The sequence below is a fragment of the Planktothrix agardhii genome (assembly GCF_904830935.1).
GTDB classification, from domain to species: Bacteria; Cyanobacteriota; Cyanobacteriia; order Cyanobacteriales; family Microcoleaceae; genus Planktothrix; species Planktothrix agardhii.
In genome coordinates this window covers 3,412,642-3,436,431 of the sequence record NZ_LR882952.1, presented here as the reverse complement: position 1 = coordinate 3,436,431, position 23,790 = coordinate 3,412,642, and the positions used below count along the sequence as shown (strand labels likewise).

Below are 23,790 nucleotides of genomic sequence, written 5' to 3'. Positions count from 1 at the left end.
TCAGAGTTTCCCTCAAAAATGCCCATAGCCAGATTGCCTATTACTGTACAATCAATTTTTATAACTTGGATAAAAAGGCATTCTAGGGGGTGCTGTTTTCCACATTAATTCAATTTCTTCTGGAGTTAATTGATAGGCTTGATTAACTAAATCGGATAACCGTTTTTCTAGGTTTAGTGCTTCTTGTTTACGAGTTTTAATATCTGGTACATATTCGTTATAGGCTTCTCGAATAGATTTTAACCCTTTGACTCCCAAGGGGTCGGATGATTTACTTTTGGGTAATTGTTTGATCACTTCTTCGATTAATTCTTCAAAATTAAGGTCGGCAAAGTTTTCTAATTTTCGACTGATTTTTTTAACTTTATATTGAATTTGTAGCCAGGTTAAAACATCATTATTAGCGGTTTGATTGGTTTTTGTGATTTCAATTAATCGGGTAACAATTGATTCAACTTCATTACGAATTTGATCTGTAGGTTCTCCGATAGGAAAATTAATCATTAAATCTCCACGGGGTGTAACAGAATCTCCGATCATTTTGGGAAATAATTGATGTGCTATCCACCAACCTAGCGGAGAGTTAAGACAACCGCAAATATAAAAATCTGCTTTCGGTAAAATAAAAACTTTATTATTGACATAGTAATTGTTCGTATCTATTGTATAAGCTGGATATGTGTTAATTTCTTGATAAAGGATTTTGGGTTGTTCCAAAATTTCCCAATAATCTACTGAATCTTGAATTTCATACCATTGATAATGACCTGCTTTGCGTCCCAACCATTCCCCCTCTTGGTTTTTATTCCAATTTTTAGGACAAGGTTCTAATTTTTGACGATAGGAATTGAGATAATTTTTAATAGCCGGATAATCATCAATTTCTAACCCTCGTCTAGTAAAAATTATCCATAATTTTTCTGATTTAGAATACCACCGTTTAATATCCTGACCTCGAAGTAAAGGTTTAATAATTTCGGCAGATTTTGGGTCAGCTTGAACAATTTTATTTTTAGTTTCCTCATCAATTAAAAAAGCCTCATTTAACCCTGTTAGTATACCTCTATAGGGTTTAACTCCGGCGAAATCTTTAAGAGGAATTCCCACACGCTGAATTTTTTTCATTAACTCCTCAACGTCTGGACGTTCTAAACTCCAAGATTCACTTGTAAACCTTGACCAAGAGACATCATAACCTTCATTTTGGACATATTGAGTTAAATTAATATTAGCTAATTTTTCCCTGGGAACTGGACAGAGTTTAACATTAAATTCAGCAGGAATAGAGGTTTTTAGTTCAGTTATTTCAGCTTGAGAAGGAGAAGATTTATAAACAGATATAATACAGGGAAAAGTATCTGCATCTTCAAAAATTGGGGCGTGTCCAAAATCAATAATTTGCTCAAAAGTGCTATTTTCAATAAAAAACCGTCGCAAGGGTTCACCATAACCCGCTTTTAGCCATTTATTAGTAACAATATAAGATAATTTCCCTGCGGGTTTGAGGATATTTAACCCTTTTTCATAGAAATAAGCGTATAAATCAGCTACCCCATCATAGCATTGATAATGCTGTTTTAAATAGGGTTTAATTGGTGATAATAATTCCTGTCGGACATAGGGAGGATTTCCGATAACAACATCAAACCCCCCGTTAGCAAATACTTGAGGAAATTCTGTTTCCCAGTTAAAGGGTTTATCGCTAAATTCAGGATCAGCAACAATAGAGTTACCTTGTTTAATATTATCATCTAAATCCGTTAAGGATTTTCCCGGTTCAGCCGTTTTTAACCACAGGGATAATTTAGTAATTTCGACCGACTCCGCCGATAAATCAACCCCATATAAGTTTTGAGTTAAAATCATCGTATCTAAACGTTCTAACTCTATTTCTGGTGTTGTTACTAGGGAAGATAAGGCTTGATTGACTCGTTGATAATCTTGGAATAAATAATCGAAAGCCGCGATTAAAAATGCCCCCGAACCGCAAGCGGGATCACAAACTTTGGTTTGTTTTAAAACTTGATCTCGATAGGTTTGCCAAAATTGAATTTCTGCCTGTTTTTGTTGCTTTTTGTTGGTTTTTGTGGTAATATTTAATTGAAAGCGAGGGGCTCCGCCCAGCCGGAGGCTATCGCGTAATTCATCTTCCTTTTGTTTGAGATACCCTCCCAAGGCTACCTGCACAATATATTGAGTAATGAACGCCGGAGTATAAAAAATTCCTTGGGTTTTGCGTTTCCCGGATTTGGGATTAAATTCTTGGGTTTGAGTTTTAGCTTTTAATGCTTCTAAATCCGTAATTGATTGTTCAAAAATATGTCCTAAAATATCAACGGAAACCTCAGTTTCAAAGTCATATTTAGTTAAATTTTTGAGTTGTGTACACAGAGGGTCAGTAACCGTTAACTGTTCATCTAATAAAGAGTCATGTTCAAATAAACCTCCATTATAACCGGGAATTGGCGGATCTTCATTTCCTTTATTAACCCAAGAAAAGACTGATTTATAATTATCCCAAATGAATCGAGGATTATAAGGATCTTTGTGATCATGAGCATTATTAAGGGTGTTTTTCGGTAATAACCCTCGATCTTGACAAAAGGCTAAAAACAAGATTCTATCTAAGGTTTTTTGAGCTTTTTCAATTAAAACATTATCTCGATTTGGGAGATTTTTAGGCCCGGTGAAGCGAAAATGATTAACCAGATTAATCCGTACATTATGATAATCTTGATAGAGTTGTTCTGTAATTTCCTGTTGGGCGGTATCCGAATCAGCTAATAACCGATCAATAACCGATTGTTGTTGTCCGGTTTTGGGTAAAAAATTAGTCCGACAGAGTAAATAATATAGCTTTTTGAAATTAGCGATCTCTGCCAATTCAGTTAATAAAAAACGTTCAAAATAAGCCGGAGTTTTGCTAAGTTGATAAAGACGTAATTCTCGATAATTAGAAACAATCACCCAACGACAATTTTCTGTATAATTAGCATATTGCCAACCCTGTTCAACCGCAGAAAGTTTGCGTCCGGGTGCAGGTCTATCTAAATCGTTTTTAGCATTTTTTAATTCAATAGGTGCAATAATTTTTCCCTGTAGTTTGCCTTCAATATTCGTAAATAATCCTAACGCACCATCCGCAAACCCACCCCCATCAGAAATCGTTTGTTCGGCGTGAATTTCCCAGGTTTTTCCCTCTCCTGAAATCACAGACCGATAGCCTAAAATATCCTGAAAAATATCTTTTAAAAAATCCCCCTGTAAAGACGTTTCTTTGACTTTTTCTAATGTTCCCATTTTGAGGGTTTCAATCCAACTTTGAAGAATTTCATGACGTTTTAGCAAATCATCAGGAAAGGCAAAATTGCGGATAGCATTGTGGAGAATTTTAGTTTGAAATAAGGTTTTAGTTACTTGCATCGGATTTCCTGAATAAAAAAATGTCAATCTTCTTAACATCAATTAAGGTCATTAAAACGGGTTTTAAATCGTTAAATTGTCGGGTGGGCAAAACCCACCCTAGAAGTATCATAACCCCCATTAAAAACTCGTTGTTGCCCTTGAGCGCATCAGGAGGGGCACTCATCCCAACAACGGAATTTAACGCAGTCTTAAAAATACCGTTGCGTGCTGAATATTCCCGACGCGATCGCTACTACTAATGGTAAACGATCGCAAATTATCAAAAAATGGTTTAGCCGAAAGTTCTACTAATTTAAACAAAGGGAATTGTTGATTAAGGAAATTCCGACTGGTTAGCCAATTGAGATAGAAATAACCATCGTTTATTTTAGGTAAAACTTCAATACTAGCCTTAAAATCGGGATCTTGAGTAATCAAATTTTCCGTTTTTGACAATCCTAATACCTCATCCATTGCTTCTACAGAAGTTGTAAAAATTTCATATTTCCCTACGGTTGAATGTACTCCTTTTGCATTTGCTTGAATTAATCTAGTTTGAGTTTTGGCTTTATCCTTTTTCTCTAAAACCATCGGGGTTAACTTTGTCCAGGCGGAAAGGGTATTATTATTAAGATTAAATGATCCCAAACTATAGCCTTGTTCTGTTGCTATTTTATCTAAATTTTCAATAGCTGAATTAGCATTTTCTGGACGTTCTGCCACAAACACCCAATCCCATTTTTCATTGCTATGGGGAACTACAGCTAAGGCATATTCTCCTGTCACCCAACTGAAAATATCTTCAGGTAAATCTAAACCCCACAAGGTTTTAATTCCGTCTATAGGTTGGGCAATAAATTGTTCTAAAGGTTGATTAGCTGCAACAATAGCAGAGAAATCTTTCCAGAGTTGATTTAAGTCTTTTCCGGCAATTAATAACGGACTATTAGAACTAATATAGTTTAATGCTGCTACGGGTTGAGAAAAAGATGGAGATGGTTGGGTTGGATCTTCCTCGACGGTAGCAATTAACGCGGTTTCCGCTAATAATCCTTGAGAATTAATCCCTAAAGATACGGCTAAACTTGGTTTTTGACCGATAAATTCGTCTGTTTGGTCAGTTACTAATTGCCAATCTCCTAAATTAAAAAATCCAAATCCCACTCCCCCAGGTTTTAATTCTTTTAAGGCTTTTTGATAGGATTCAGATTGACTTAAATTCAGATTCGCTTGTACCGTATTTAAGGCTTCTTTCATCACTTTGGGATAGTTGGCAAATAACACAAAGCGATCATTAATTGTAGCCATAACTAAAGTCGGTGCATCATCAATTGTTCCTTGAAAGGGACGGCGATAAATTAGTTTAACCCCTCGATATTGATCTTGAACAATATCTAAACCCGCATCTACTTGTTTTTGCCAAAATTTATCTAAAATCTCCTGACTTTTTTGATAATTTTTTGTTGACAAAGCCACAAAATACCCAGGTTGTTGACCATTATTGGCTAATCGATCAAGATCAGGAGTAATTAATGCCCAAGTGATTTCATTCCCTAACCATGGTTGAATATCTTGCCCATAATTTAACCCGGTATTTGTTAACAAACTTTCTTTAATTGGGTTCAGTTGAATCCGATTATTATTACTTTTTTGAGAAAAGGTTAAAATCTTTCCTACTGATTCTAACCGATCTGGATTTACTAATAATGAAACCATCGCCGGAGCCGTCCGAGGAACAAACATTGCCGCCTCTGGTGCTGTTTTTGTGCTACCTGTAACTAAAGCCGCCGGGTTTTGACCCGATAATTTATAAACTCCCCCAATTCCCAGGAGTCCTAAAACAACTAGACCAATTACCAAAATTTTAGGAAATGAGCGTCTTTTCATAAGCTTAACTGTTGAGCGAATAACATTTTCCGATGGGAGTTCCTTCTTTATTATGTGTCAATTGTGTACTTACGATACAAACAAGACAGACTGAAGGAGAGTTAAGTTCAAAATATATACTTTACCTGTATAATTATACTAGATAACTGATGTATTTATTGACTCAATTTTTGATTGGATTATATTTATCCTATTGTTAACCTATTATGACTGCAAGAACACCCGTTTTATCCGCTTGGCAACAACTGAGAAACCAGAGTATTAACTGTGAACAAGCTCTAAAAAATTTAGTTGATGATCAAAAAATTTTGAATCTAAAATTATTGGATCGGGTGGCAATTAAAGTTATGTCTAATATGGATATTGCCGAAAGTCGTCGCCCCCAAGATGGCAGAATTGGGGAGAATTATGTATCAGGAAAAGACTTAGAAGTTGCCCTCGATATGAGGGTTAGTACCCTGCCCTGTGTCGGGGGTGAAAAAGCTGTAATTCGATTATTACCCCAAGAAAATCCTTTCTCTGGATTACAAGATTTAGGCTTCTCTGAAACCACATTAAATATTTATAAAAGTTGGCTCTGTCAACCCCAGGGAATGATTATTTTTACCGGGCCCACAGGGTCAGGAAAAACCAGTACCCTTTATAATAGTCTGTTAGCCGTTGCCACAGAAAATGTAAAAACTGACAGTTGGCGCAAAGGTCGAGGCTGTTCTAACTGTTTTAATTCGGGCTATTCTGGGCGAGAAGCAATTGTAGAATTATTGGCTGTTGATGATCGAATTCGTGAAATTATCTATGAAGGAACTCTAACAGAATTACATCGTTATTTGCATGAAACAGGCTTTTTATCATTCCGAATTGCCGCCATTGAAAAAGTCACAACTGGAGCCACCACCGTTGAAGAAATTCAGCGTGTTTTACCTCGCAGTTCTTTAGCTCGAAAATTCTCAATTTAAACTTGAAATTAGGATTATAAAAGCCTATTTCTAACCATTACAATTCTATTTATTTTTATCTTAGATTTTCCATGCTTACACCCATTAATTCTAAACCCCTGCGTTGGCAAAAAACTCGATATTCTCCCTTAACCAGACAATTAGATGTCTTCACCGCCTGCGGGTCATTTATGTTCTTTTTATGGTGGGATAAAACCTTAGTAAATCAGACCAATCAACAGAAACGAAAACGAGCGATTTGGTTAGTTAAAACTCTCTTGGAGTTGGGGCCAACTTTTATTAAAATAGGACAAGCTCTATCAACAAGAGCCGATATTTTACCCCTAGAATATGTTGAAGAATTAGAAAAACTACAGGATCAAGTTCCTGCTTTTAGTACCGATGAAGCCGTCGCTATTATTGAAGCAGAATTAGGTCATTCTTTATTTACATTATATCGAGATTTTGATGAACAACCCCTAGCCGCAGCTAGTTTAGGACAAGTTCATAAAGCCAGACTGCACACGGGGGAGGATGTAATTGTTAAAGTCCAGCGTCCGGGTTTAAAAGAACTATTTGATTTAGATGTACAAGCGGTGCGGCGCATAATTCAGTTTTGTCAACGGCATTTTAGTTGGTCAAAACTTTATAATTTGGATGAATTATATAATGAGTTTTTTATGATTTTATATCAAGAAATTGATTATATTAAAGAAGGTAATAATGCTGAAAGATTTAAAGAAAATTTTAAAAATTATCCGGGGATTTTAGTACCAAAAGTATATTGGAAATATACCACCCATAAGATACTAACTATGCAATATTTACCAGGAATTAAAGCTGATAATCGAGATCAATTAATTGCCTATGGAATTGATGTCAAACGGGTCAATCAGTTGGGGATTTGTTGTTATTTAAAACAGATTCTTCAGGATGGTTTTTTCCAAGCTGACCCCCACCCAGGAAATATAGCGGTTAGCATTGATGGAAATTTGATTTTTTATGATTTTGGCATGATGGCAGAAGTCAAAGCCTTAGCTAAGGATCAGATGATTAAAGCCTTTTTTGCGGTATTAAAAAAAGATACCGATGTTGTATTAACTACTTTAGTTGATATTGGATTGATCGAACCTGTATCTGATATGAAACCTGTCAGAAAAATGGTTAAATTTTTATTAGAAGAATTTACAGAAAAACCCGTTGATTTTCAAATGTTTAATCAAATTAAAGAAGAAATTTATATCATGTTTGAGCAACAACCCTTCCGTTTACCTGCTCAAATGATGTTTATTTTAAAGTCTTTAACTACCTTGGATGGTTTAGCGAGAAATTTAGATCCTAAATATAGTTTAGTTGCTTGCGCTCAACCGTTTGTTAAGAGTCTAACCATTTCTCAAGAGCGAGGTAATTTAGTCGGAGAATTAGCAAAACAGGCGCGAGATTTTATTAAGTTTAGATTACAACAACCGAGTAAAACAGAGGTTTTAATCCGTCGTTTAGAAGAACGTTTGGAAGAAGGAGAGTTACAAATTCGGGTCAGGTCTGTGGAAAGCGATCGCGCTTTAAGACGGATTAATTTAGCAATTAAAACTTTAATTTATATCTGCTGGACAGGATTTACTTTAATTGCGGGGGCGATTTTATTAATTGGAAATTATCAAGGATGGGCGGTTTTTGTCCTGGTTTTATCATTATTTGGGTTATGGATGTCGGTGCGATCGCTCTTTAATTTGGCTATTCGAGAACGGTTAGATCGAATTGCAGAAAGTTAAGGTTTATAGTAGTTTTTGCTTGTATCTTGAGAAGTGTTAAGCCTAATTTAACCACAAAGACACAAAGACACAAAGAAGTTGTAAACACGCTCGTTGTTATAAATAGTCTCATCCTGATTATTCCTCCTCGGCATCAATTTCATTGCGATAATCTTGAATAGCCTCTAACACTTTCTCAAACAAAGGATCATTTTCAAATATTCCTGCAAATTTCATCCAAGGATGCTCCGGTTGAGGAATCTCAATTTCTAAATTAACAATTTCCGTATCCTTTAAAAAATCTTGGAGACGCTGAGATAACTTTTCAATAGCTTCTTCTCGACTATTTCCAGATGCTTTTAAACTGGGATATTTCAAGACAAACGTTTGATATTTACCATTTTTGAGTTGCTTAATTCCAATATCATAATTTAATTTATTCCCAAGATGGATTAGGGGAGGAGAGTTAGTTACCATTATACAATTCAACCTCAATACTATCTTGATTTTAACATTTTTATCGGAGTTAGTCAAGAATCGGCGATCGCTCTTTAATTTTACCGTCCGAAAAGAGTTAGTTTGAAATTTTTAGTATAATATGTAAAAATACAGTTCAACTACTTACCAAAATCAGGAAATTATCAGAATGCGACCTATCCCTATTCCCCCAGAACCCGGTCAAGAATCCGTTTGGGATTATCCCCGTCCCCCTCGTTTGGAAGATGTCAACCAACCGATTAAAGTAATATTTAATGGGATTATTTTAGCGGAAACCCAAGGAGCAAAACGAGTCTTAGAAACCAGCCATCCTCCGGTATATTATATTCCGCCCGAAGATATTAAATTAGAGTATTTACAACAAACTTCTCGCAGAAGTTGGTGTGAATGGAAAGGATCTTGTAGTTATTATAATATTACAGTCGGTGACAAACAAACTGTTAATGCAGCCTGGAGTTATTTGAGTCCGGTTCCTGAATTTATTGATATTCAAAATTATTATAGTTTTTATGCTAGTTTAATGGACGCTTGTTATGTGGGAGAAGAATTAGTTCAAGCCCAAACTGGGGATTTTTATGGAGGTTGGATTACTCAAAATATTGTGGGGCCATTTAAGGGAGAACCCGGAACTATGGGGTGGTAATCTGTACCATTTAACCTTAAAAACCCGCCTGATCGCGTCAGTGCGGGTGTGGAAATTGTAATCTGTTGAAACTGATTAGGATTTTATTTGAGTAATGATTCTGCTAACTGTTCTAAATTAATGGCACTATTGACTTCATAAAAAGATGTGGTTGGGGCTTTGACAAGTAGGGATGACATTTCATTCATAATAGCTTGATAGGCTTCAGTGTGATTATTGGAAGTATCCATATCACCAATATCTTCCCAGAAAATCAGAGCAATTCCTTTATCGGTTCCTGGTTCTTGAAGTAAATAAGCTCCTTGAAAGCCTTCTTTGTAAGTGGCTACGGCTTGTTCAAATAATGTTTGAGCTTCTTTAAATTTACCCGGTTTGAATTCACCGATGGCAACGTAAGCAACTTTTCGTCTTAAAAAATCTTGAAATTCAGACATAAGTTAATAAATGTAATAAACTGCACGTTATTGTAGCAGAGTCAAAATTTAACTCGGAATAATTCTATCAGTTTAACCGCCAAAAACCATAGGGAATAACTGTGACTCTTTGACCCTTGCCAAGAAGAACAACAATTGCGATCGCAATTAGTCCCCAGAAAAGCCCCAAGTCTGTAAAATCTAAGAAAATCAAAAAAACGTTCCTCTAGTAGCGAACCCAATTTCAATTTTACTTGATGGTGTCAAACGTGAATACAGTCCCTCCGCTCGATCTTAGCCTACAGTACAAAACTATTCAGGATGAAGTCAGCGCTTGTGTGCAAGCGGTTTTGGCTTCCGGTCGTTACATTGGAGGTTCAACGGTCGAAGCCTTTGAACAAGACTTTGGAGAATATATTGGGGCTCAGGAAACCATTGCCTGTAATTCGGGAACCGATGCCCTATTTTTAGCCCTCCGCGCCCTGAATATTGGGCCAGGGGACGAAGTAATTACCACCCCCTTTACCTTTATCGCCACGGCAGAAATGATCAGTGCTGTGGGGGCAACGCCTGTATTTGTCGATATTGATGCTACAACTTTTAATCTCGATATTGCACAAATTCCCAACGCTGTCACCGAAAAAACCAAAGCCATTATCCCTGTGCATTTATTTGGTCAACCCGTGGACATGACCCGATTAATGGCCGTGGCAAAATCCCATCATTTAGCAGTGATTGAAGATTGCGCCCAGGCCACCGGAGCAACTTGGCAAGGGCAAAAAGTCGGCAGTATCGGAGATATAGGCTGTTTTAGTTTCTTCCCAACTAAAAATTTAGGCGCCTGTGGGGATGGAGGGGCAGTCACAACCCAAGATCCGGCCATGGCCAAAGCCATGAGAATCATCAAAGAACATGGTCAATCAACCCGTTATAGTTCCGATACTATTGGAATTAATAGCCGTTTGGATGCCTTACAAGCCGCGATTTTACGGATCAAACTTCGTTATCTCGATACCTGGAATCAACAACGACATACCCTCGCCCAACGGTATCACCAGTTACTCTATCCCCTATCAGAAATTATTACACCCCAAGAAATCCCTTCCGGTGAAAGTGTTTGGAATCAATATACGATTAGGGTTCAAGGCCCCCTGAATTCTGAAATCAAGTCTAGGGATTATCTGCGAAACTACCTGCAAGAACAGGGAATTGGTTCCATGATTTACTATCCCATTCCCCTACATCAGCAACCGGTTTATCAATATTTGGGCTATCAGGCCAATCAATTCCCAATTGTTGAAAGGGTTTGTCAGGAGGTCTTATCTTTACCCCTGTTTCCCGAACTGTCTCCAGAACAGCAAGATCAGGTAATTACGGCTATAAAAGAAGGATTGACTCAAATCCCACAATTGTAGAAACGTGCGGTGGGTGCGATTGTTTGTATACTATTCAGTAATAAAAAGATAAAAAAATTCACAATTTCTTTTTTCGATCCCAACAATAAAAATCTGACCATTAGGAGGAATAGGACAAACGTGAACCCACAGCAAGTCAAATCCAGACGACGCTATGACCCAGAGGAAATTGCCCGCTATCACCGTCGTCGCCCCTGGTTAGCCATCGGACGGACAATTATGGTGATTTGGTATTTCACCGGGTTTATTTTGGGGTTATTGTGGGATAAATGGCAACATGGGGACGTGGAACATACCCCCCAACGGGCTACCCACCTGCGCCATGTTCTCACGGATTTAGGCCCGACCTATATTAAAGTGGGTCAAGCCCTTTCTACCCGTCCCGATTTAATTAGAAAAGATTTTTTAGAGGAATTAACCAAACTTCAGGATCAATTGCCGCCCTTTAATCATGATCAGGCGATGGCAATTATTGAAGCGGAATTAGAGCAGGATTTAGATCTAATTTATAGCGATATTTCTCCCGAACCCATAGCCGCGGCAAGTTTGGGTCAAGTCTATCATGCCCGACTCAGAACTGGGGAAGAAGTCGCGGTTAAGGTACAACGGCCGAATTTATTACCCGTTTTAACCTTAGATTTATATTTAATGCGTTGGGCGGCCGGATGGCTTTCTCCTTGGCTTCCGTTGAATTTAGGACATGATTTAACCCTAATTGTGGATGAATTTGGGATTAAGTTATTTGAGGAAATTGACTATATTAATGAAGGTCGGAATGCGGAACGCTTTGCCACCTATTTTGCCGATGATCCTTTGGTAAAAGTTCCCTCGATTTATTGGCGTTACACCACCACTTGTGTTTTAACTTTAGAGTGGATTAATGGCTTTAAATTAACCGATACGGAACGAATTAAAGCCGCGGGATTAGATCGAGATACCTTGATTGAAATTGGTGTTACCAGTGGTTTAAAACAATTATTAGAATTTGGTTTTTTTCATGCCGATCCGCACCCCGGAAATTTATTTGTCCTGCCCGATGGCCGCATGGCATTTATTGATTTTGGCATGATGGATCAGTTACAACAGAATACAAAAGAAACCTTGGTTGATTCCGTGGTGCATTTGATTAATAAAGACTATGATCAACTGGCACTTGATTTTGTGAAATTAGGATTTTTGTCTCCTGAAACTAATATTAAACCGATTATTCCTGCCTTGGAAATGGTCTTGGGGGATATAATTGGCACGAGTGTTAAGGATTTTAATTTTAAAACTATTACCGATAGTTTTTCAGAATTAATGTATGAATATCCCTTCCGAGTTCCCGCCCAATTTGCCTTAATTATTCGTTCTTTGGTGACTCAAGAAGGTATTGCTTTAAGTTTAAATCCCGATTTCAAAATTGTGGATGTTGCCTATCCTTATGTGGCCCGTCGATTATTAAATGGTGAAACCCCGGCCCTGCGACTTCGTTTAATTGAAGTATTGTTTAAAGATGGTAAATTACAATGGCAACGATTAGAAAATATGATTGCGATCGCCCGATCAGATCGGAATTTTGATCTGTTACCTACGGCTCAATTAGGATTAAAATATTTGATGTCTGATGAAGGAGATTTCCTCCGCCGTCAAATTATTTCGGCTTTAACCGAAGATGATCGTCTCCATACCACAGAAGTTCAACGGTTATGGACTTTAATTCAACCGGATTTAAAACCCAATCGTTTATTCGATGTGGCTTGGAGTGCGATTAGTCAGTTATCATTAATAGGTAATGGGTAATAATGAGTAATGGGTAATGGGTAATGGGTAATAGGTAATAGGTAATAGAAAGAGTTTACCTCCCCTGCTCTCCCTGCTCCCCTGCTTCCCCTGCTCCCCCTGCCTCCACTTCTCCCCTGCTCCCTTCTCTATGTATAATTCTGCTAATCCGCCTTTGGTTTTACTCCTTGGGGGTTTATTCATTGGAATCACCTGCTGTACTGCTTTTGTTGTGAATCTCAAGCAACTTTTAAAAGAATGGTCGAAAAATCGTTCTAGTCGTAATCTCGCCAATTTACGAGGCTTTCCCATACTGTTTCCCTTTCTGGGAATTGGGTTGGGAATTTGTATTTTTCTGGCTTCCTGTTTAGAAGTTTTTGCCTTTTCAGAATCCTTCGCCTATGGGTTTTCTATTCCCTTAACGGCGTTAATGGCCGGATTAGTTTGGTATCAATTAACTCGATTATTTAACCAACTAGAACAAAAAGGTTTAAGAGGGATAGATTTAGACGATTTAAGTTTAGGTAAAATCATCCCTCAACAGAATCCACCGAAGAATTAATTACAGATGACAAATTCAACAAACCTCTAATCTGAGGAATCTGTTTTAACCGACTAAACGGTTAATATCTTGATTAGACCCAACGACAACAATCATGGTTCCTTTGTAAAGTTTACGATTAGAAAGGGGATTAATTTCCATTTTATCCCCTTCGTTTTTAATCGCTAAAAGATTTAATCCATAACGGCGACGGAGCTCTAATTCAGCAATGGTTTTACCATCAAATTCATCGGGAACAATCATTTCTACAATACTATGTTCCGCATCAAGTTCAAACTGATCAAGTAAACGGGGACGAGTCAATTGTCGGGCTAATTGTTGCCCCATTTCCTGTTCAGGAAACACTACCATATCCGCGCCGACTTTATTTAATAATTTAGCATGGGTTTCCGAAGATGCTTTCGCAATTACATTGGCAACACCCCCTTCTTTTAAGTTTAAAGTGGTGGTAATACTTTCGGCTAAAAAACTACCCACAGCCACAATTACCGTATCAAATTCTAAGATTCCTGCTTCTCGAAGTGCCGAGGTTTCCGTCGAATCTAACTGCAAAGCATGGGAGGCAATTTGTTCACTTAATGCCGAAGTAATGCGTTTTTCTTCTTTATCAACGGCCAGAACTTCATAACCGCTACTATGAAGGGTTGAACAAACGGCACTCCCAAAGCGACCTAATCCAATCACAGCAAATTGTCTTTTTTCAGTTCTGAGATTGCGTAAAAAATTCCAAGATGAGAAGTTCATATGATGGGTATTTCAAAACGGTAAAATTTGAGTGGTTTATCCGACTAAAAGGTTTTCTTCAGGATAGTCAATCGACGTGGGTTTAGGATCACCTAAAATAGCAGACATTAATAACAGTACCCCAACCCGTCCCACATACATTGTACTAATAATAATCAGTTTACTCAATGGGTTTAAAGTCGCTGTAATTCCCGTCGATAATCCTACCGTAGCAAAGGCAGAAACGACTTCAAACAAAATCGGGTCAAAATCAATTTCTGGCTGGCTTAAAGAGATGAGAATTGTCGAGATACAAATGACGATAAATGAACCCAATAAAACACCAATGGCTTTTAAAATTAAAGGCAGTGGAATTTGGCGTTTATAACAAATCACTTCTTCTCGTCCTTGTAAAGCCGACCGGGTAGCATTAAATAAAATCCGAATCGTTGTGGTTTTAATCCCCCCTCCAGTTCCCCCTGGACTGGCCCCCAGAAACATCAACATGATCGATACAAATAACCCGCCAACGGTTAATGCTCCATTATTAATCGTATTAAATCCGGCGGTTCGAGTTGTTACCGATTGAAACCAAGCCGCCATAACTTGATCGGGAAAATTAAGGGGTTCTAAGGTTCCTGGATTTCGATGTTCAGTGAAGAATAATAAAACTGTTCCTAAGATTAATAGAAAAATAGTTGTGGAAGTCACAACTCGGAAATGAATCGAAAAATCACGACGCAGGGGATGTGGAGACAATCGATTACGCATCCATAAATAAAGTTCTTGAATCACTTGATAGCCCATCCCTCCCCAAATAATCAAAAACGTAATCACAAAATTCAATAAAGGGGAGTGAACATAGCTGATAAAATTATCAGATAATAAGCCAAAACCCGCATTATTAAAGGCATTGAAACTATGAAACAGGGCAAACCATAATCCCTGATCCCATCCAAAATCAGGAACAAATACGAATAACAACAGAAAAAACCCTGTTAATTCAAAGATGGCGGTGGTTGCCACAATAGATTTTAATAAAGGAACGGCCCCCGCTATTCCCGAAGCATCTAAGGATTGTTGTAGAGCTAATTTATCCTTGAGGCGAAACTTTCGACCCAATACCAACAATAAAAAGGTGGTGACAGTCATGTATCCTAATCCTCCCACCTGAACTAGCAATACAATGATAAACTGACCCCAAAATGAGTAAAATTTGCCCACATCCACAACGGATAATCCAGTCACACAAACCGCAGATGTTGATGTAAATAAGGCCGTTAGAGGATTACCCCAAGTTCGGGCACTCAAGGAGAACGGTAACATCAGTAAAATTGTTCCCAGGGCAATTACCGCCAGGAAACCTAAACCAATTGTTCGAGATACTGTCATGGGTAATGGGTAATGGGTTTTGGGTAATGGGTAATCGTAATGGGTAATGGGAATTTAGGGTTAATCTTTTAGTTGAAAACGGGCAATTTGCGATAAGTAGAATCATACTGTAGAGATGCTGCTCTAAGGGCGTCAGTAAAATTTTTTAATGATTCAGATGAATTCAACACTCTATCAACAAATTCAGCAATTCTATGATTCTTCTTCCGGTTTGTGGGAGGAGATTTGGGGAGAACATCTGCATCATGGATATTATGGCTTGGATGGAACCCTGAAAAAAGAACGCCGTCAAGCTCAAATTGACTTAATTGAAGAATTTCTAAACTGGGGACTAACACCAACAAACCAAGAGGATTTACAAGGATGTCGAATACTTGACGTCGGCTGTGGAATTGGAGGAAGTTCGTTATATTTAGCGGACAAATTCCAGGCGGATGTTACTGGAATTACCCTGAGTCCTGTCCAAGCTAAAAGAGCCACAGAACGTGCCTTGGAAGCTCGGTTACAGCAAAAAACGAAGTTTTTGGTAGCCGATGCCTTAGAAATGCCTTTCGAGAGCAATAGCTTTGATCTGGTATGGTCTTTAGAAAGTGCCGAACACTTCCCGAATAAAATTCAGTTTTTGCGTGAAGCCTATCGAGTCTTGAAACCCGGTGGAACTTTGTTACTGGCCACTTGGTGTCATCGTCCCTTGGGGGGAAATGCTGGACAACTCACCGAGGAAGAACGTCGGCATTTAGCAGAAATATATCGGGTTTATGCCTTACCATATGTGATTGCTTTGCCTGAATATGAAGCGATCGCAACGGATCAAGGGTTTAAAAATATTCAAACGGCTGACTGGTCAAAGGCCGTTGCTCCCTTTTGGAATACGGTGATCGATTCCGCCTTTAACCTTAATGCCATCGTTGGCTTGCTATTGAGTGGCCCAACAACGATTCAAGCCGCCCTAGCCTTACCCCTGATGAGTCGAGGCTATGACACCGGACTGATTCGTTTTGGTTTATTAACAGGAACCAAATAGATAGACCGAGTGTGAATCAATCCCCATTAAAACCGATAAACCTGGCCATCAATTAATAGCCGGGTAATTCCTTTGGCTTGTAAATAGGGAGCCGCTTTTCTCAGAAGTCGGCCATCGGGAACTTTAAATACCCGTTGGTTGCGTCCAGAAAAACGACTAGCGATGCGGTGATTATCAAAAACAGGAAGGGTTTGTTCTAGGACTTCTTCCTCTGGAATCCTTCCCAACTCACTAAATGCCCTCAAGGGTTTAGCAATCAATTCCGAGAATCGGTCAATCACTAAATAGCAGGTTCTCGGGAGTACAGTTTCTGTTAAAGGCAAAATTTTAATGAGTACAGAACCTCCACTGGCCAGAGAATGGGAAAATAGACCCCGAGGCTCTGTATCATCATCTTCATCCCCCTCATCGTCTGCAAACTCGTCTCCATAGTCTTCACCATCATCATTATCGTCTCCTTCATTTGCTCGATCCCGATTGGTGTCTTCCCCATCTTCCTCGTGATCCTCATCTGGGTCATAGTCCCCAAAAACGCGACCCTTGACTTCGAGCCGATCAGGTGAGAACAGCCCCTCTAAGCCAGGAATTGATAACTGATAATTAGACGAAGAAATTTTTAGAGAATCTGGCTCTAGGGAATTAGAAGCATCGGACTTCAACACCTCCGAATCAAAAGTAGATGAGTGCTTACGCTTTCGAGGCAAAATTAGGGTAGATTCCCGACTGATAGGTTCGGGTGTTTGCGAGTCAACTTCCCTTTGAGATTCATCCCCATCAACTACATCTTCCGAGGAACGTTTCCCCGCACGATGAAGACGCTGTTTCTGGGTCGTCAGAATATCATAGACATCTTTAGGAACAGCACTTTGCAAGACTCGTCTCACCGTTGAGCTACTGACTCCATAGCGTTCTGCTAGAGTAATAGTTGTTTCCTCTGGCACGTCCTGATAGAGCCTAATAATTTCCTGTTTTTCTGATTGGGAAAGTTTCGTGGATGTCATTGAGTTGGGAGTCACTTGATATCGAAGGATTAAGGTTCACATAAAGCCAAGGGATTTCCTACCCGGCTTGGTGTGATTGACACACCGGAGAAGGATTGAACGAGAGTTCTATGAATCCTCATGTTAAGATCGAAACCTCAACTATTCCACCAATTAACCTTTAGCCGTGCGTCGGCTCCGGCGACTTTGACGAGAACGGGTTGAGATGTCATACTCCAAAATCGCTCCAACGGCAAATAAAACCCCCGTGAATACAAAGAAGACTTCTAACAAACCGCCACTTTCATAGTCCCCTGACCCTCTGGAGTCAGCCCATTTGAAATACATATCAGCAATATAGAGGGAGAAAATGGCAAAGGCAATCATCCGCCAGGACTGGGAAAACCGCCCTCCCCAAAAGGCTAAAATCAAGGCCGTTGCTAAAATCAACAGGAAAACATCCCCGATGATGTAGAACAAATTGAACCCAAAAGCCAGGGGTTCTAGTTTACTATCAATTGCCTCTACCCATAGAGGGGCAGAAGAAGTCTCCTGATCTGATTCTGTTTCGGGGGAAGTTTGGGCTGAAGATTTTTCAATTTTAGGCCCGGAAATCGCCGGAGCCTTCGCAGTAGGAGTAGCAACCGATTGTTCAATAGCCACAGGTTCGGGAGAACCGAGTAATCCAAATAAGTTAGGACTGGCAACCCACATTCCAAATGTAGTTCCCACCAGGGCTACCCCGAATAAAATTAACCACTGATTAATATCTAAATCCAATCGTTTAGAGACGACGGCTAGAATCATTCCCGCGGCTAGAAAAAGATAGCTGAGAACGTAAAAACCATCGGCAATGGAAACCGCCGGATCTAAATGCCAAGCCAGTTCCCACACTCCAAACAGGACACCCCCGACAAAGTAGAAAAATACCCCTAACCCAATACAGAGCCAAACATTACGACCGCTTACCATCTGGGGACTTTGCCAGTTTCGATAACAGACAAAGGAGGCGGCTAGAAATGCCCCCAATTCAAAAAAATAGGTTCCGATGGAGTACCACAGGGGTAACTCCTCTCCTTGTACCGTTACACTAAACAGCAGAAAAAATAACAAGGCAAGAACAGCCCACACAATCCCGGCAATTACCATACCCTGTGATGAAAACAAGGTGGCAAATAAGGAGGACTTTTCTTGTGAAGTGCTACCCATAGGATTAAAATACCTAGCAATTTAAAGAATCAAGACCAAGTTTAGAGGCTAATCGTTGTTAACTTCAGCATTCAAACAATTGTCTTTAATCTAGCGTCCCATATTTAGGTCAGAACAGCTAGTCTATATTTGGGTTAACTCATCACCCATTGCTTGCTCAAAGATGACTGATGCAGCCAATTGACAAACTGCTCGCGATCATCATCAGCCATATCCTCTAGCACTTCTTCTATTCCCTCTGCAAAACTGGTATTGCCAAAATAGTTTTTTCCCAGTTCATAAAGTTCTTGCAGCAAGGTGCTGAGGTGATTTTCTTGCCAAGAGGGAATTTTGAAGCTCTCCAGGGGGTTGACAGTCAGTAGAATTTCTATAGCCTTGGAATCATCAGTTTGGGGAAACTTGAACTTTTGAAAAATTTTGGTCAAATCTTTTTGAAAGGAAACCGCTTGTTTTGATCCTAGCAAGTCTTCAATATCAAAGTAAACCGCTTGCAATAACAGCAAGCAGGCTTGAGTCAGAATCGGCAATTTGCTGTCTGTTGGGCTGTGACCCTCCTTCAAAAGCTGGTCTAAACGGACTTTCCCCCAGACACTATATCGGTCTGGTTCTTCTAATAGAACACAAGCCTTTCCTTTATTATCAGTGAGATCCCGCCATAAAGCCCTGGCATCATCTGCTTGTTTGGCTTCAAACGTTTTCATCAGGCGAAATGTCTGTCCCTGATAATTCAAAACAGGAATCTGCTGCTCCCGGTTAGGGTGTTGAACCATGGTTATTTCAACATCCGTTCGTTTTAATATAAACATGACACTTCTGCACCTATTCCTGTCATGGCACCCGGCTTTGACTCTCTCGGTAAATTCGCTGTGCGCTGATTCACTGAGATTTTTAAGACTCCAAACCTGGATTCTTAAAGGCGTAGTCAAGGCACCCCTGGCAATTTCACCCCGATCCAATCTCAATGTTATTTATGGTACGGTCATGAATAACACTTGTTGCACCCTTACAGTCTGCATTAATATTAATCTGGGTTGCAGTTCTGTTTAAAACACCACTGATCATAACATAGGCACTAACAAGACGGAAATAAAAGAGCATCGGGATTAATAATCCTGCACTGGGCTTAACTAGGGGCAGTCTTGATCAGAAATTTTTCCCTCTGGCTTTTTTCAGGGACTTGAGGAAAAGTCTTTTGAAACTATGTTAAAAATTGACAAGGAATAAGATAAAATGATTCTGGATTGGGTGTGTAACTCAGGTGGATAGAGTAGCGACCTTCTAAGTCGTCTGTCGGGGGTTCGAATCCCTCCACACCCGTTAAATTTCAAGGCCTCCAGAAAAAGCCGAAGTGAAGAAAAAGAATCCCAAGTGTTTTTCTTGACCAGGTGGAAATCAACATCTACCCCAAATTCCCAGGGTTCGCTAAATTATAAGGAGGTAGTGTTGATTATAAAAGGACAATATGACCAGTACCAGTAATTTTCGTCAAGCTGTACGAGAGGCTAAAAATGAGGCTATTGTTGGCCCAAATGTGATTGCTAACGCTTTACCCTATGTGGGTGGAGGGTTAATTCTTACAGCCCTGGGCACCTTTGGGGGTCTGAATGTTGCTGCGGCTAACCCTGGATTATTTATGACGACCTTCTGGGTCGCCTTTATTGCCCAAATCGCTCTGTTTTTTGTGGCTTCGGGTATCGCCAACAATGGTAACAATAAAGCGGCTTTACCCCTATTAGCCACCTACAGCCTACTCACAGGCTATACTCTCACAGGTCTGGTAGCCCTGGCTTTGGGCACAAGTGGTGTTGGGATAGCTGGAATTGGGGTGGCGGCTTTAGGATGTGGAGTCACCTTTATCGGGGCGCGTTCGATTGGGTCTAACCTTTCAGAATCCGATGGTATGGCCCTGAGCAAAACCATCCGTCTAGGAATTATTTCCCTATTCGTGGTGATTTTAGCCCAATTTGTCCTCGGTTTCTTTGGAATCATTGCCCCTTCTTGGTTGGAAATTGGGATTTCTGGCTTGGGAGTTCTATTATTTGTGGGGGCGGCTGTTGTTGACTTCTATTTGCTTCCCCGGGCTTACACCGACAAACAGTATTTGTCCGCCGCATTGTCGATGTATCTAACTTACATCAACCTATTTATCTTCATTCTACGCTTGCTGATTGCCTTTAATCGGGATTAAGCTTGGCCAGAATCGGAAGATCCGAGAATACCGCAACACAGAGGAAAATCTGAGTTTGCTCCATCAGTCTATGTCCTAACCGTTAGGAGCGACTGCGATAAATTAAGGGAGTGGGTGACAACTCGCTCCTTTTTATTGGGGTTTTTCTACATAATTTCTCGGAGATACGATTCATTTTGACAGGGTGAATCTGAATGAAATTACCTACACTGTTATGTCTAAGTGTGATGCTCTGTGATCCATAAAAGTCTCCTTAATTGTCTAATATTTGCTGGTTACATCTCTATTTTCCCACGCTTACTGATTAGATCATATGCCCAATAGTCGTCTGTTTTGTCGCGATCGCCTGCCCAGTAGTCGTCTGTTTTATCGCGATCGCACTCCATCGAACTCACGTTTTTTAATCTCCAAAAATCTAAAAAAATCCGCGCCATCTGTGTAATCCCCTTAATCCGTGTTCAAATAGTGGGATTAATATAAATTCTGAACACGGATTTAACGGATTACGCTGATTTCACTGATTTTAATCTTTTTTAATCTCCAAAAATCTAAAAAAAAGCGATTTTTAACTGGGGAATTGCACCAAACGAAAGCAAATCTGGCTGAATATTTTTGAGACTATTTGCACAAATAATCTTTGTCTCAATATTCGGCATCGGTGTAATCCCTTTCACAAAAAGCATTACTCGTATTGTCTAGGATATTCTCATAGACTAACTTTTTCAAGGTTTCCACATTCTCAAGAGAGGTATGTTTTTTCAGATAAATAAACAAACTCTCATTCACCATTTCCTGAATCACCTTACGCGGGGTGTAATAGCTCCCCGTCTGCTTACCGATACTCTTGATCGTATTTTCTTCTAAATTTGGATCGAGTTCTGCCAATAGGTTCTCAAATACTAAACCCAACAACTCAGGATCTAAGGCAATATCTTCATCATAGGGCGTATTTTATTCCAGAGTGAATTTATAAGATTTGAAAATACCATTCAAACCATTATGGTAAACCTTGTTAACTTCAATCTTCTTAGCCTTACCCTTAGCTACATTCTCCTCTGTCTCAATCCCATAAAACAGAAAATTAGGCACACGCATCACCGCATCTTCAATACTTTCCTTGGCATTATCTTCATCCAAATCATCAAAAATACCACCATTCAAATATGGAATTTCTGTAAACCATTCAATCTGAAAATCAGAATGTAAATACTTAGTCCATTTAAAATCTTTGAGTGCCTTTTTACCCTTTTGATTCAACGAATTGAAAAAGATATTTTGCAAAACCCCGCGATAATAGCTATTTGACTCTAAAAAGTTCTCATCCTCAAAATCTTTAACCAAAGGATAAACCCGACCTTCCCAGTCTCTAAGCTCCAAAATTTCAGGCTTAATTAGTCCTTTCTCCTTGATAAACCAGCAAAACATGGTTCTCGCCAGCAACCGCACCAAAAAGTTTTTGATGTTTTCCTTTTCTGGCACATAGTCAGGTCTAAAAGGAAGCTTTATATGCTGTGAGGCATAGTAAAACCAATCTTGTAAATCTCCATAAAACTGATCATTTAAAACTTGTAATGAAAATACTGTTTGCCAATAGTCATACAACTTTTTAAAAGTATTGATCTTACTCGCATCAATCTTTAAACCCTTAAAATTCTTATCGCCAAAAATAATTTTTTCATGCGCCGAGTGAATATTGCTAATACTCACATCCCTTAACAACGTTACCTTCCCCGCCTTTTCCCCTTCCTGATTCCGCTTATACTTCGATCTCTCGGTATTAGCAAACGCCAGATATTTGTTATCAGCATCAGCATACTTAAACACTACTACGACAGGCGTATAGCAAAACTCCCGATTAAAAGCCCGTGATATTTCTGCTAACTGCGATCGCCTTGGCAATAAACCACCCTCGCGCCTATTTAATGTCACCCCAAACATGACAACCCCATCATAATCCTGCTCAATTTTCTGTACTGCATCCAGAGTTTTCTCTTGTCTACCCCGAAACGCCCCATCATCAACTATCCCCAAAAAATAAACATCATCAATCAGTCGAAAAGATTCCCGATCTTTATAACTATTTTTCAGAATTTCCCTAGCAGGAATTGGCGCATCTGTTAGAGCATTTATCGGTACTTGCAACTCCGCAAAAAAAGCCCGTAAAGCAGGCAAAAAGTCTAATTCATTAAAAATAGTGAGTTTCATATCAAAACAAAGCCACAATCACGGATTATGCGGATTACACTGATGTCACAGATTTTACTTATTTTTATCATATAGCTTTCAACAAAAAAAATCCCTTAATCACTCTTAATCCAAAAAATCCGCGAAATCCGTGTAATCCATCTAATCCGTGTTCAAAGATAGTTAGGTTCATTATTTACAGATTCTCAAAGGATTTCAGGATTTGAAACACGGAATAGAGTTCATTGGGTGATCGCTTAAAAAGTGAAAAATCATCAGAAAGATCGTATTGCGATTGTTGCAGCTTAATAAACATAAAATGATCGCCATTGGTGACGAGTGCATAGGTTGGTTTATCACCATTTGGACTTGCCATCATATAGGCAAGAGCCTGTGGTACTGCCACTAAAAACGAAAAACTAGAACGCTTTGCCTCAATTAAAACGATCCATAAATTGTTATTCAAAACTAAAGCATCAATTCTGCCGTGATAAGTAACACTACCACTGCGATCGCTAATTTCAACTGACTGTTCACTTCGCAAACTAAAAGGAGATTCCAGAAAACCTGCCAAAAATAGTAATGGTGAAACCATCAACAAATTTACTGACCCCTCAGACAAAAAGCCTTCAGCAACATGATGTAAATATGAGCGTTTGATCCGATCTAGAGTGTTTTTTTCAGTATCAACTAATTCTGCAAAATCTCCACGCCATTCCACAAAGAAGTCTGGATCGTCCGATCGGCGCAGACCTAACTTTGTCTCTACATCATTAAGCGATCGGATATTTTCTGTAACTGCAATAGTCATAGCTATTTA

General features: G+C 39.2%; 20 protein-coding genes and 1 tRNA gene. 9 read left to right on the top strand and 12 right to left on the bottom strand.

The features are described from left to right. Positions 1-51: 51 nt before the first annotated feature. Both NMG88_RS15955 and NMG88_RS15950 read right to left on the bottom strand, forming a co-directional pair. Entirely contained in the window at positions 52-3,423 is a 3,372-nt protein-coding gene (locus tag NMG88_RS15955) for an Eco57I restriction-modification methylase domain-containing protein (protein WP_254035605.1), read from the bottom strand. 180 nt (positions 3,424-3,603) lie between these two features. Continuing rightward, complete coding sequence (locus NMG88_RS15950) at positions 3,604-5,292, bottom strand: DUF3352 domain-containing protein (RefSeq protein WP_042154088.1); 1,689 nt, start codon at positions 5,290-5,292, stop codon at positions 3,604-3,606. A gap of 206 nt (positions 5,293-5,498) precedes the next feature. On the opposite strand from NMG88_RS15950, the gene NMG88_RS15945 reads away from it, so the two are divergent. After that, positions 5,499-6,248, top strand: a complete 750-nt coding sequence (locus tag NMG88_RS15945) for a GspE/PulE family protein (protein ID WP_235751453.1) — start codon at positions 5,499-5,501, stop codon at positions 6,246-6,248. Positions 6,249-6,319: 71 nt separating this feature from the next. Next, entirely contained in the window at positions 6,320-7,999 is a 1,680-nt protein-coding gene (locus NMG88_RS15940; RefSeq protein ID WP_042154092.1) for an ABC1 kinase family protein, read from the top strand. Positions 8,000-8,116: 117 nt separating this feature from the next. On the opposite strand, the gene NMG88_RS15935 is transcribed toward NMG88_RS15940, so the two are convergent. Next, positions 8,117-8,455 (bottom strand): type II toxin-antitoxin system HicB family antitoxin, encoded by a 339-nt coding sequence (locus NMG88_RS15935; RefSeq protein ID WP_254035604.1) that lies wholly within the window; start codon positions 8,453-8,455, stop codon positions 8,117-8,119. Between the two features lie 169 nt (positions 8,456-8,624). Between NMG88_RS15935 and NMG88_RS15930 the strand changes: the two genes are divergently transcribed. Beyond that, positions 8,625-9,119, top strand: a complete 495-nt coding sequence (locus NMG88_RS15930) for a DUF427 domain-containing protein (protein WP_254035603.1) — start codon at positions 8,625-8,627, stop codon at positions 9,117-9,119. Between the two features lie 83 nt (positions 9,120-9,202). On the opposite strand, the gene NMG88_RS15925 is transcribed toward NMG88_RS15930, so the two are convergent. Further along, complete coding sequence (locus NMG88_RS15925; RefSeq protein WP_254035602.1) at positions 9,203-9,553, bottom strand: antibiotic biosynthesis monooxygenase; 351 nt, start codon at positions 9,551-9,553, stop codon at positions 9,203-9,205. 248 nt (positions 9,554-9,801) lie between these two features. On the opposite strand from NMG88_RS15925, the gene NMG88_RS15920 reads away from it, so the two are divergent. From NMG88_RS15920 to NMG88_RS15910, 3 genes are all read left to right on the top strand, one after another. Beyond that, positions 9,802-10,947: a DegT/DnrJ/EryC1/StrS family aminotransferase gene (locus tag NMG88_RS15920; RefSeq protein ID WP_202807886.1), complete on the top strand. Its 1,146-nt coding sequence runs from the start codon at positions 9,802-9,804 to the stop codon at positions 10,945-10,947. Between the two features lie 120 nt (positions 10,948-11,067). Beyond that, positions 11,068-12,729: an ABC1 kinase family protein gene (locus tag NMG88_RS15915; protein WP_227365633.1), complete on the top strand. Its 1,662-nt coding sequence runs from the start codon at positions 11,068-11,070 to the stop codon at positions 12,727-12,729. Between the two features lie 130 nt (positions 12,730-12,859). Then, positions 12,860-13,270 carry a hypothetical protein gene (locus NMG88_RS15910; protein ID WP_026796013.1) on the top strand — a complete coding sequence of 137 codons (411 nt, stop codon included), beginning with the start codon at positions 12,860-12,862 and terminating at the stop codon, positions 13,268-13,270. 45 nt (positions 13,271-13,315) lie between these two features. Here NMG88_RS15910 and NMG88_RS15905 read toward each other — a convergent pair whose 3' ends face one another. Next, positions 13,316-14,014, bottom strand: coding sequence for a potassium channel family protein (locus tag NMG88_RS15905; protein WP_235765776.1), 699 nt, complete (start codon positions 14,012-14,014; stop codon positions 13,316-13,318). A gap of 36 nt (positions 14,015-14,050) precedes the next feature. Further along, positions 14,051-15,385, bottom strand: coding sequence for a TrkH family potassium uptake protein (locus NMG88_RS15900; protein WP_235765777.1), 1,335 nt, complete (start codon positions 15,383-15,385; stop codon positions 14,051-14,053). 157 nt (positions 15,386-15,542) lie between these two features. Between NMG88_RS15900 and NMG88_RS15895 the strand changes: the two genes are divergently transcribed. Beyond that, positions 15,543-16,409, top strand: a complete 867-nt coding sequence (locus NMG88_RS15895) for a methyltransferase domain-containing protein (protein WP_254035601.1) — start codon at positions 15,543-15,545, stop codon at positions 16,407-16,409. Between the two features lie 26 nt (positions 16,410-16,435). Here NMG88_RS15895 and NMG88_RS15890 read toward each other — a convergent pair whose 3' ends face one another. From NMG88_RS15890 to NMG88_RS15880, 3 genes are all read right to left on the bottom strand, one after another. Further along, a complete protein-coding gene (locus NMG88_RS15890; protein ID WP_042154103.1) occupies positions 16,436-17,410 on the bottom strand; it encodes a hypothetical protein in 975 nt (324 codons plus the stop codon). Between the two features lie 153 nt (positions 17,411-17,563). Further along, complete coding sequence (locus NMG88_RS15885) at positions 17,564-18,598, bottom strand: hypothetical protein (protein WP_026785278.1); 1,035 nt, start codon at positions 18,596-18,598, stop codon at positions 17,564-17,566. 134 nt (positions 18,599-18,732) lie between these two features. Beyond that, entirely contained in the window at positions 18,733-19,404 is a 672-nt protein-coding gene (locus tag NMG88_RS15880) for an Npun_F0813 family protein (RefSeq protein WP_026796008.1), read from the bottom strand. Between the two features lie 437 nt (positions 19,405-19,841). On the opposite strand from NMG88_RS15880, the gene NMG88_RS15875 reads away from it, so the two are divergent. Further along, a tRNA-Arg gene (locus tag NMG88_RS15875) sits at positions 19,842-19,915 on the top strand. Between the two features lie 145 nt (positions 19,916-20,060). Next, complete coding sequence (locus tag NMG88_RS15870; RefSeq protein ID WP_027255569.1) at positions 20,061-20,786, top strand: Bax inhibitor-1/YccA family protein; 726 nt, start codon at positions 20,061-20,063, stop codon at positions 20,784-20,786. A gap of 642 nt (positions 20,787-21,428) precedes the next feature. Here the strand turns inward: NMG88_RS15870 and NMG88_RS15865 are convergent. The 3 genes from NMG88_RS15865 to NMG88_RS15855 all read right to left on the bottom strand — a co-directional run bounded on the left by NMG88_RS15865 (position 21,429) and on the right by NMG88_RS15855 (position 23,781). Then, on the bottom strand, positions 21,429-21,671 hold the full coding sequence (locus NMG88_RS15865; protein WP_235751457.1) for a hypothetical protein: 243 nt from the start codon (positions 21,669-21,671) through the stop codon (positions 21,429-21,431). A 66-nt stretch (positions 21,672-21,737) separates the two neighbouring features. Then, entirely contained in the window at positions 21,738-22,991 is a 1,254-nt protein-coding gene (locus NMG88_RS15860) for a hypothetical protein (protein ID WP_254035600.1), read from the bottom strand. 175 nt (positions 22,992-23,166) lie between these two features. After that, a complete protein-coding gene (locus tag NMG88_RS15855) occupies positions 23,167-23,781 on the bottom strand; it encodes a type I restriction endonuclease (protein ID WP_254035599.1) in 615 nt (204 codons plus the stop codon). Between the last annotated feature and the right edge of the window lie 9 nt (positions 23,782-23,790).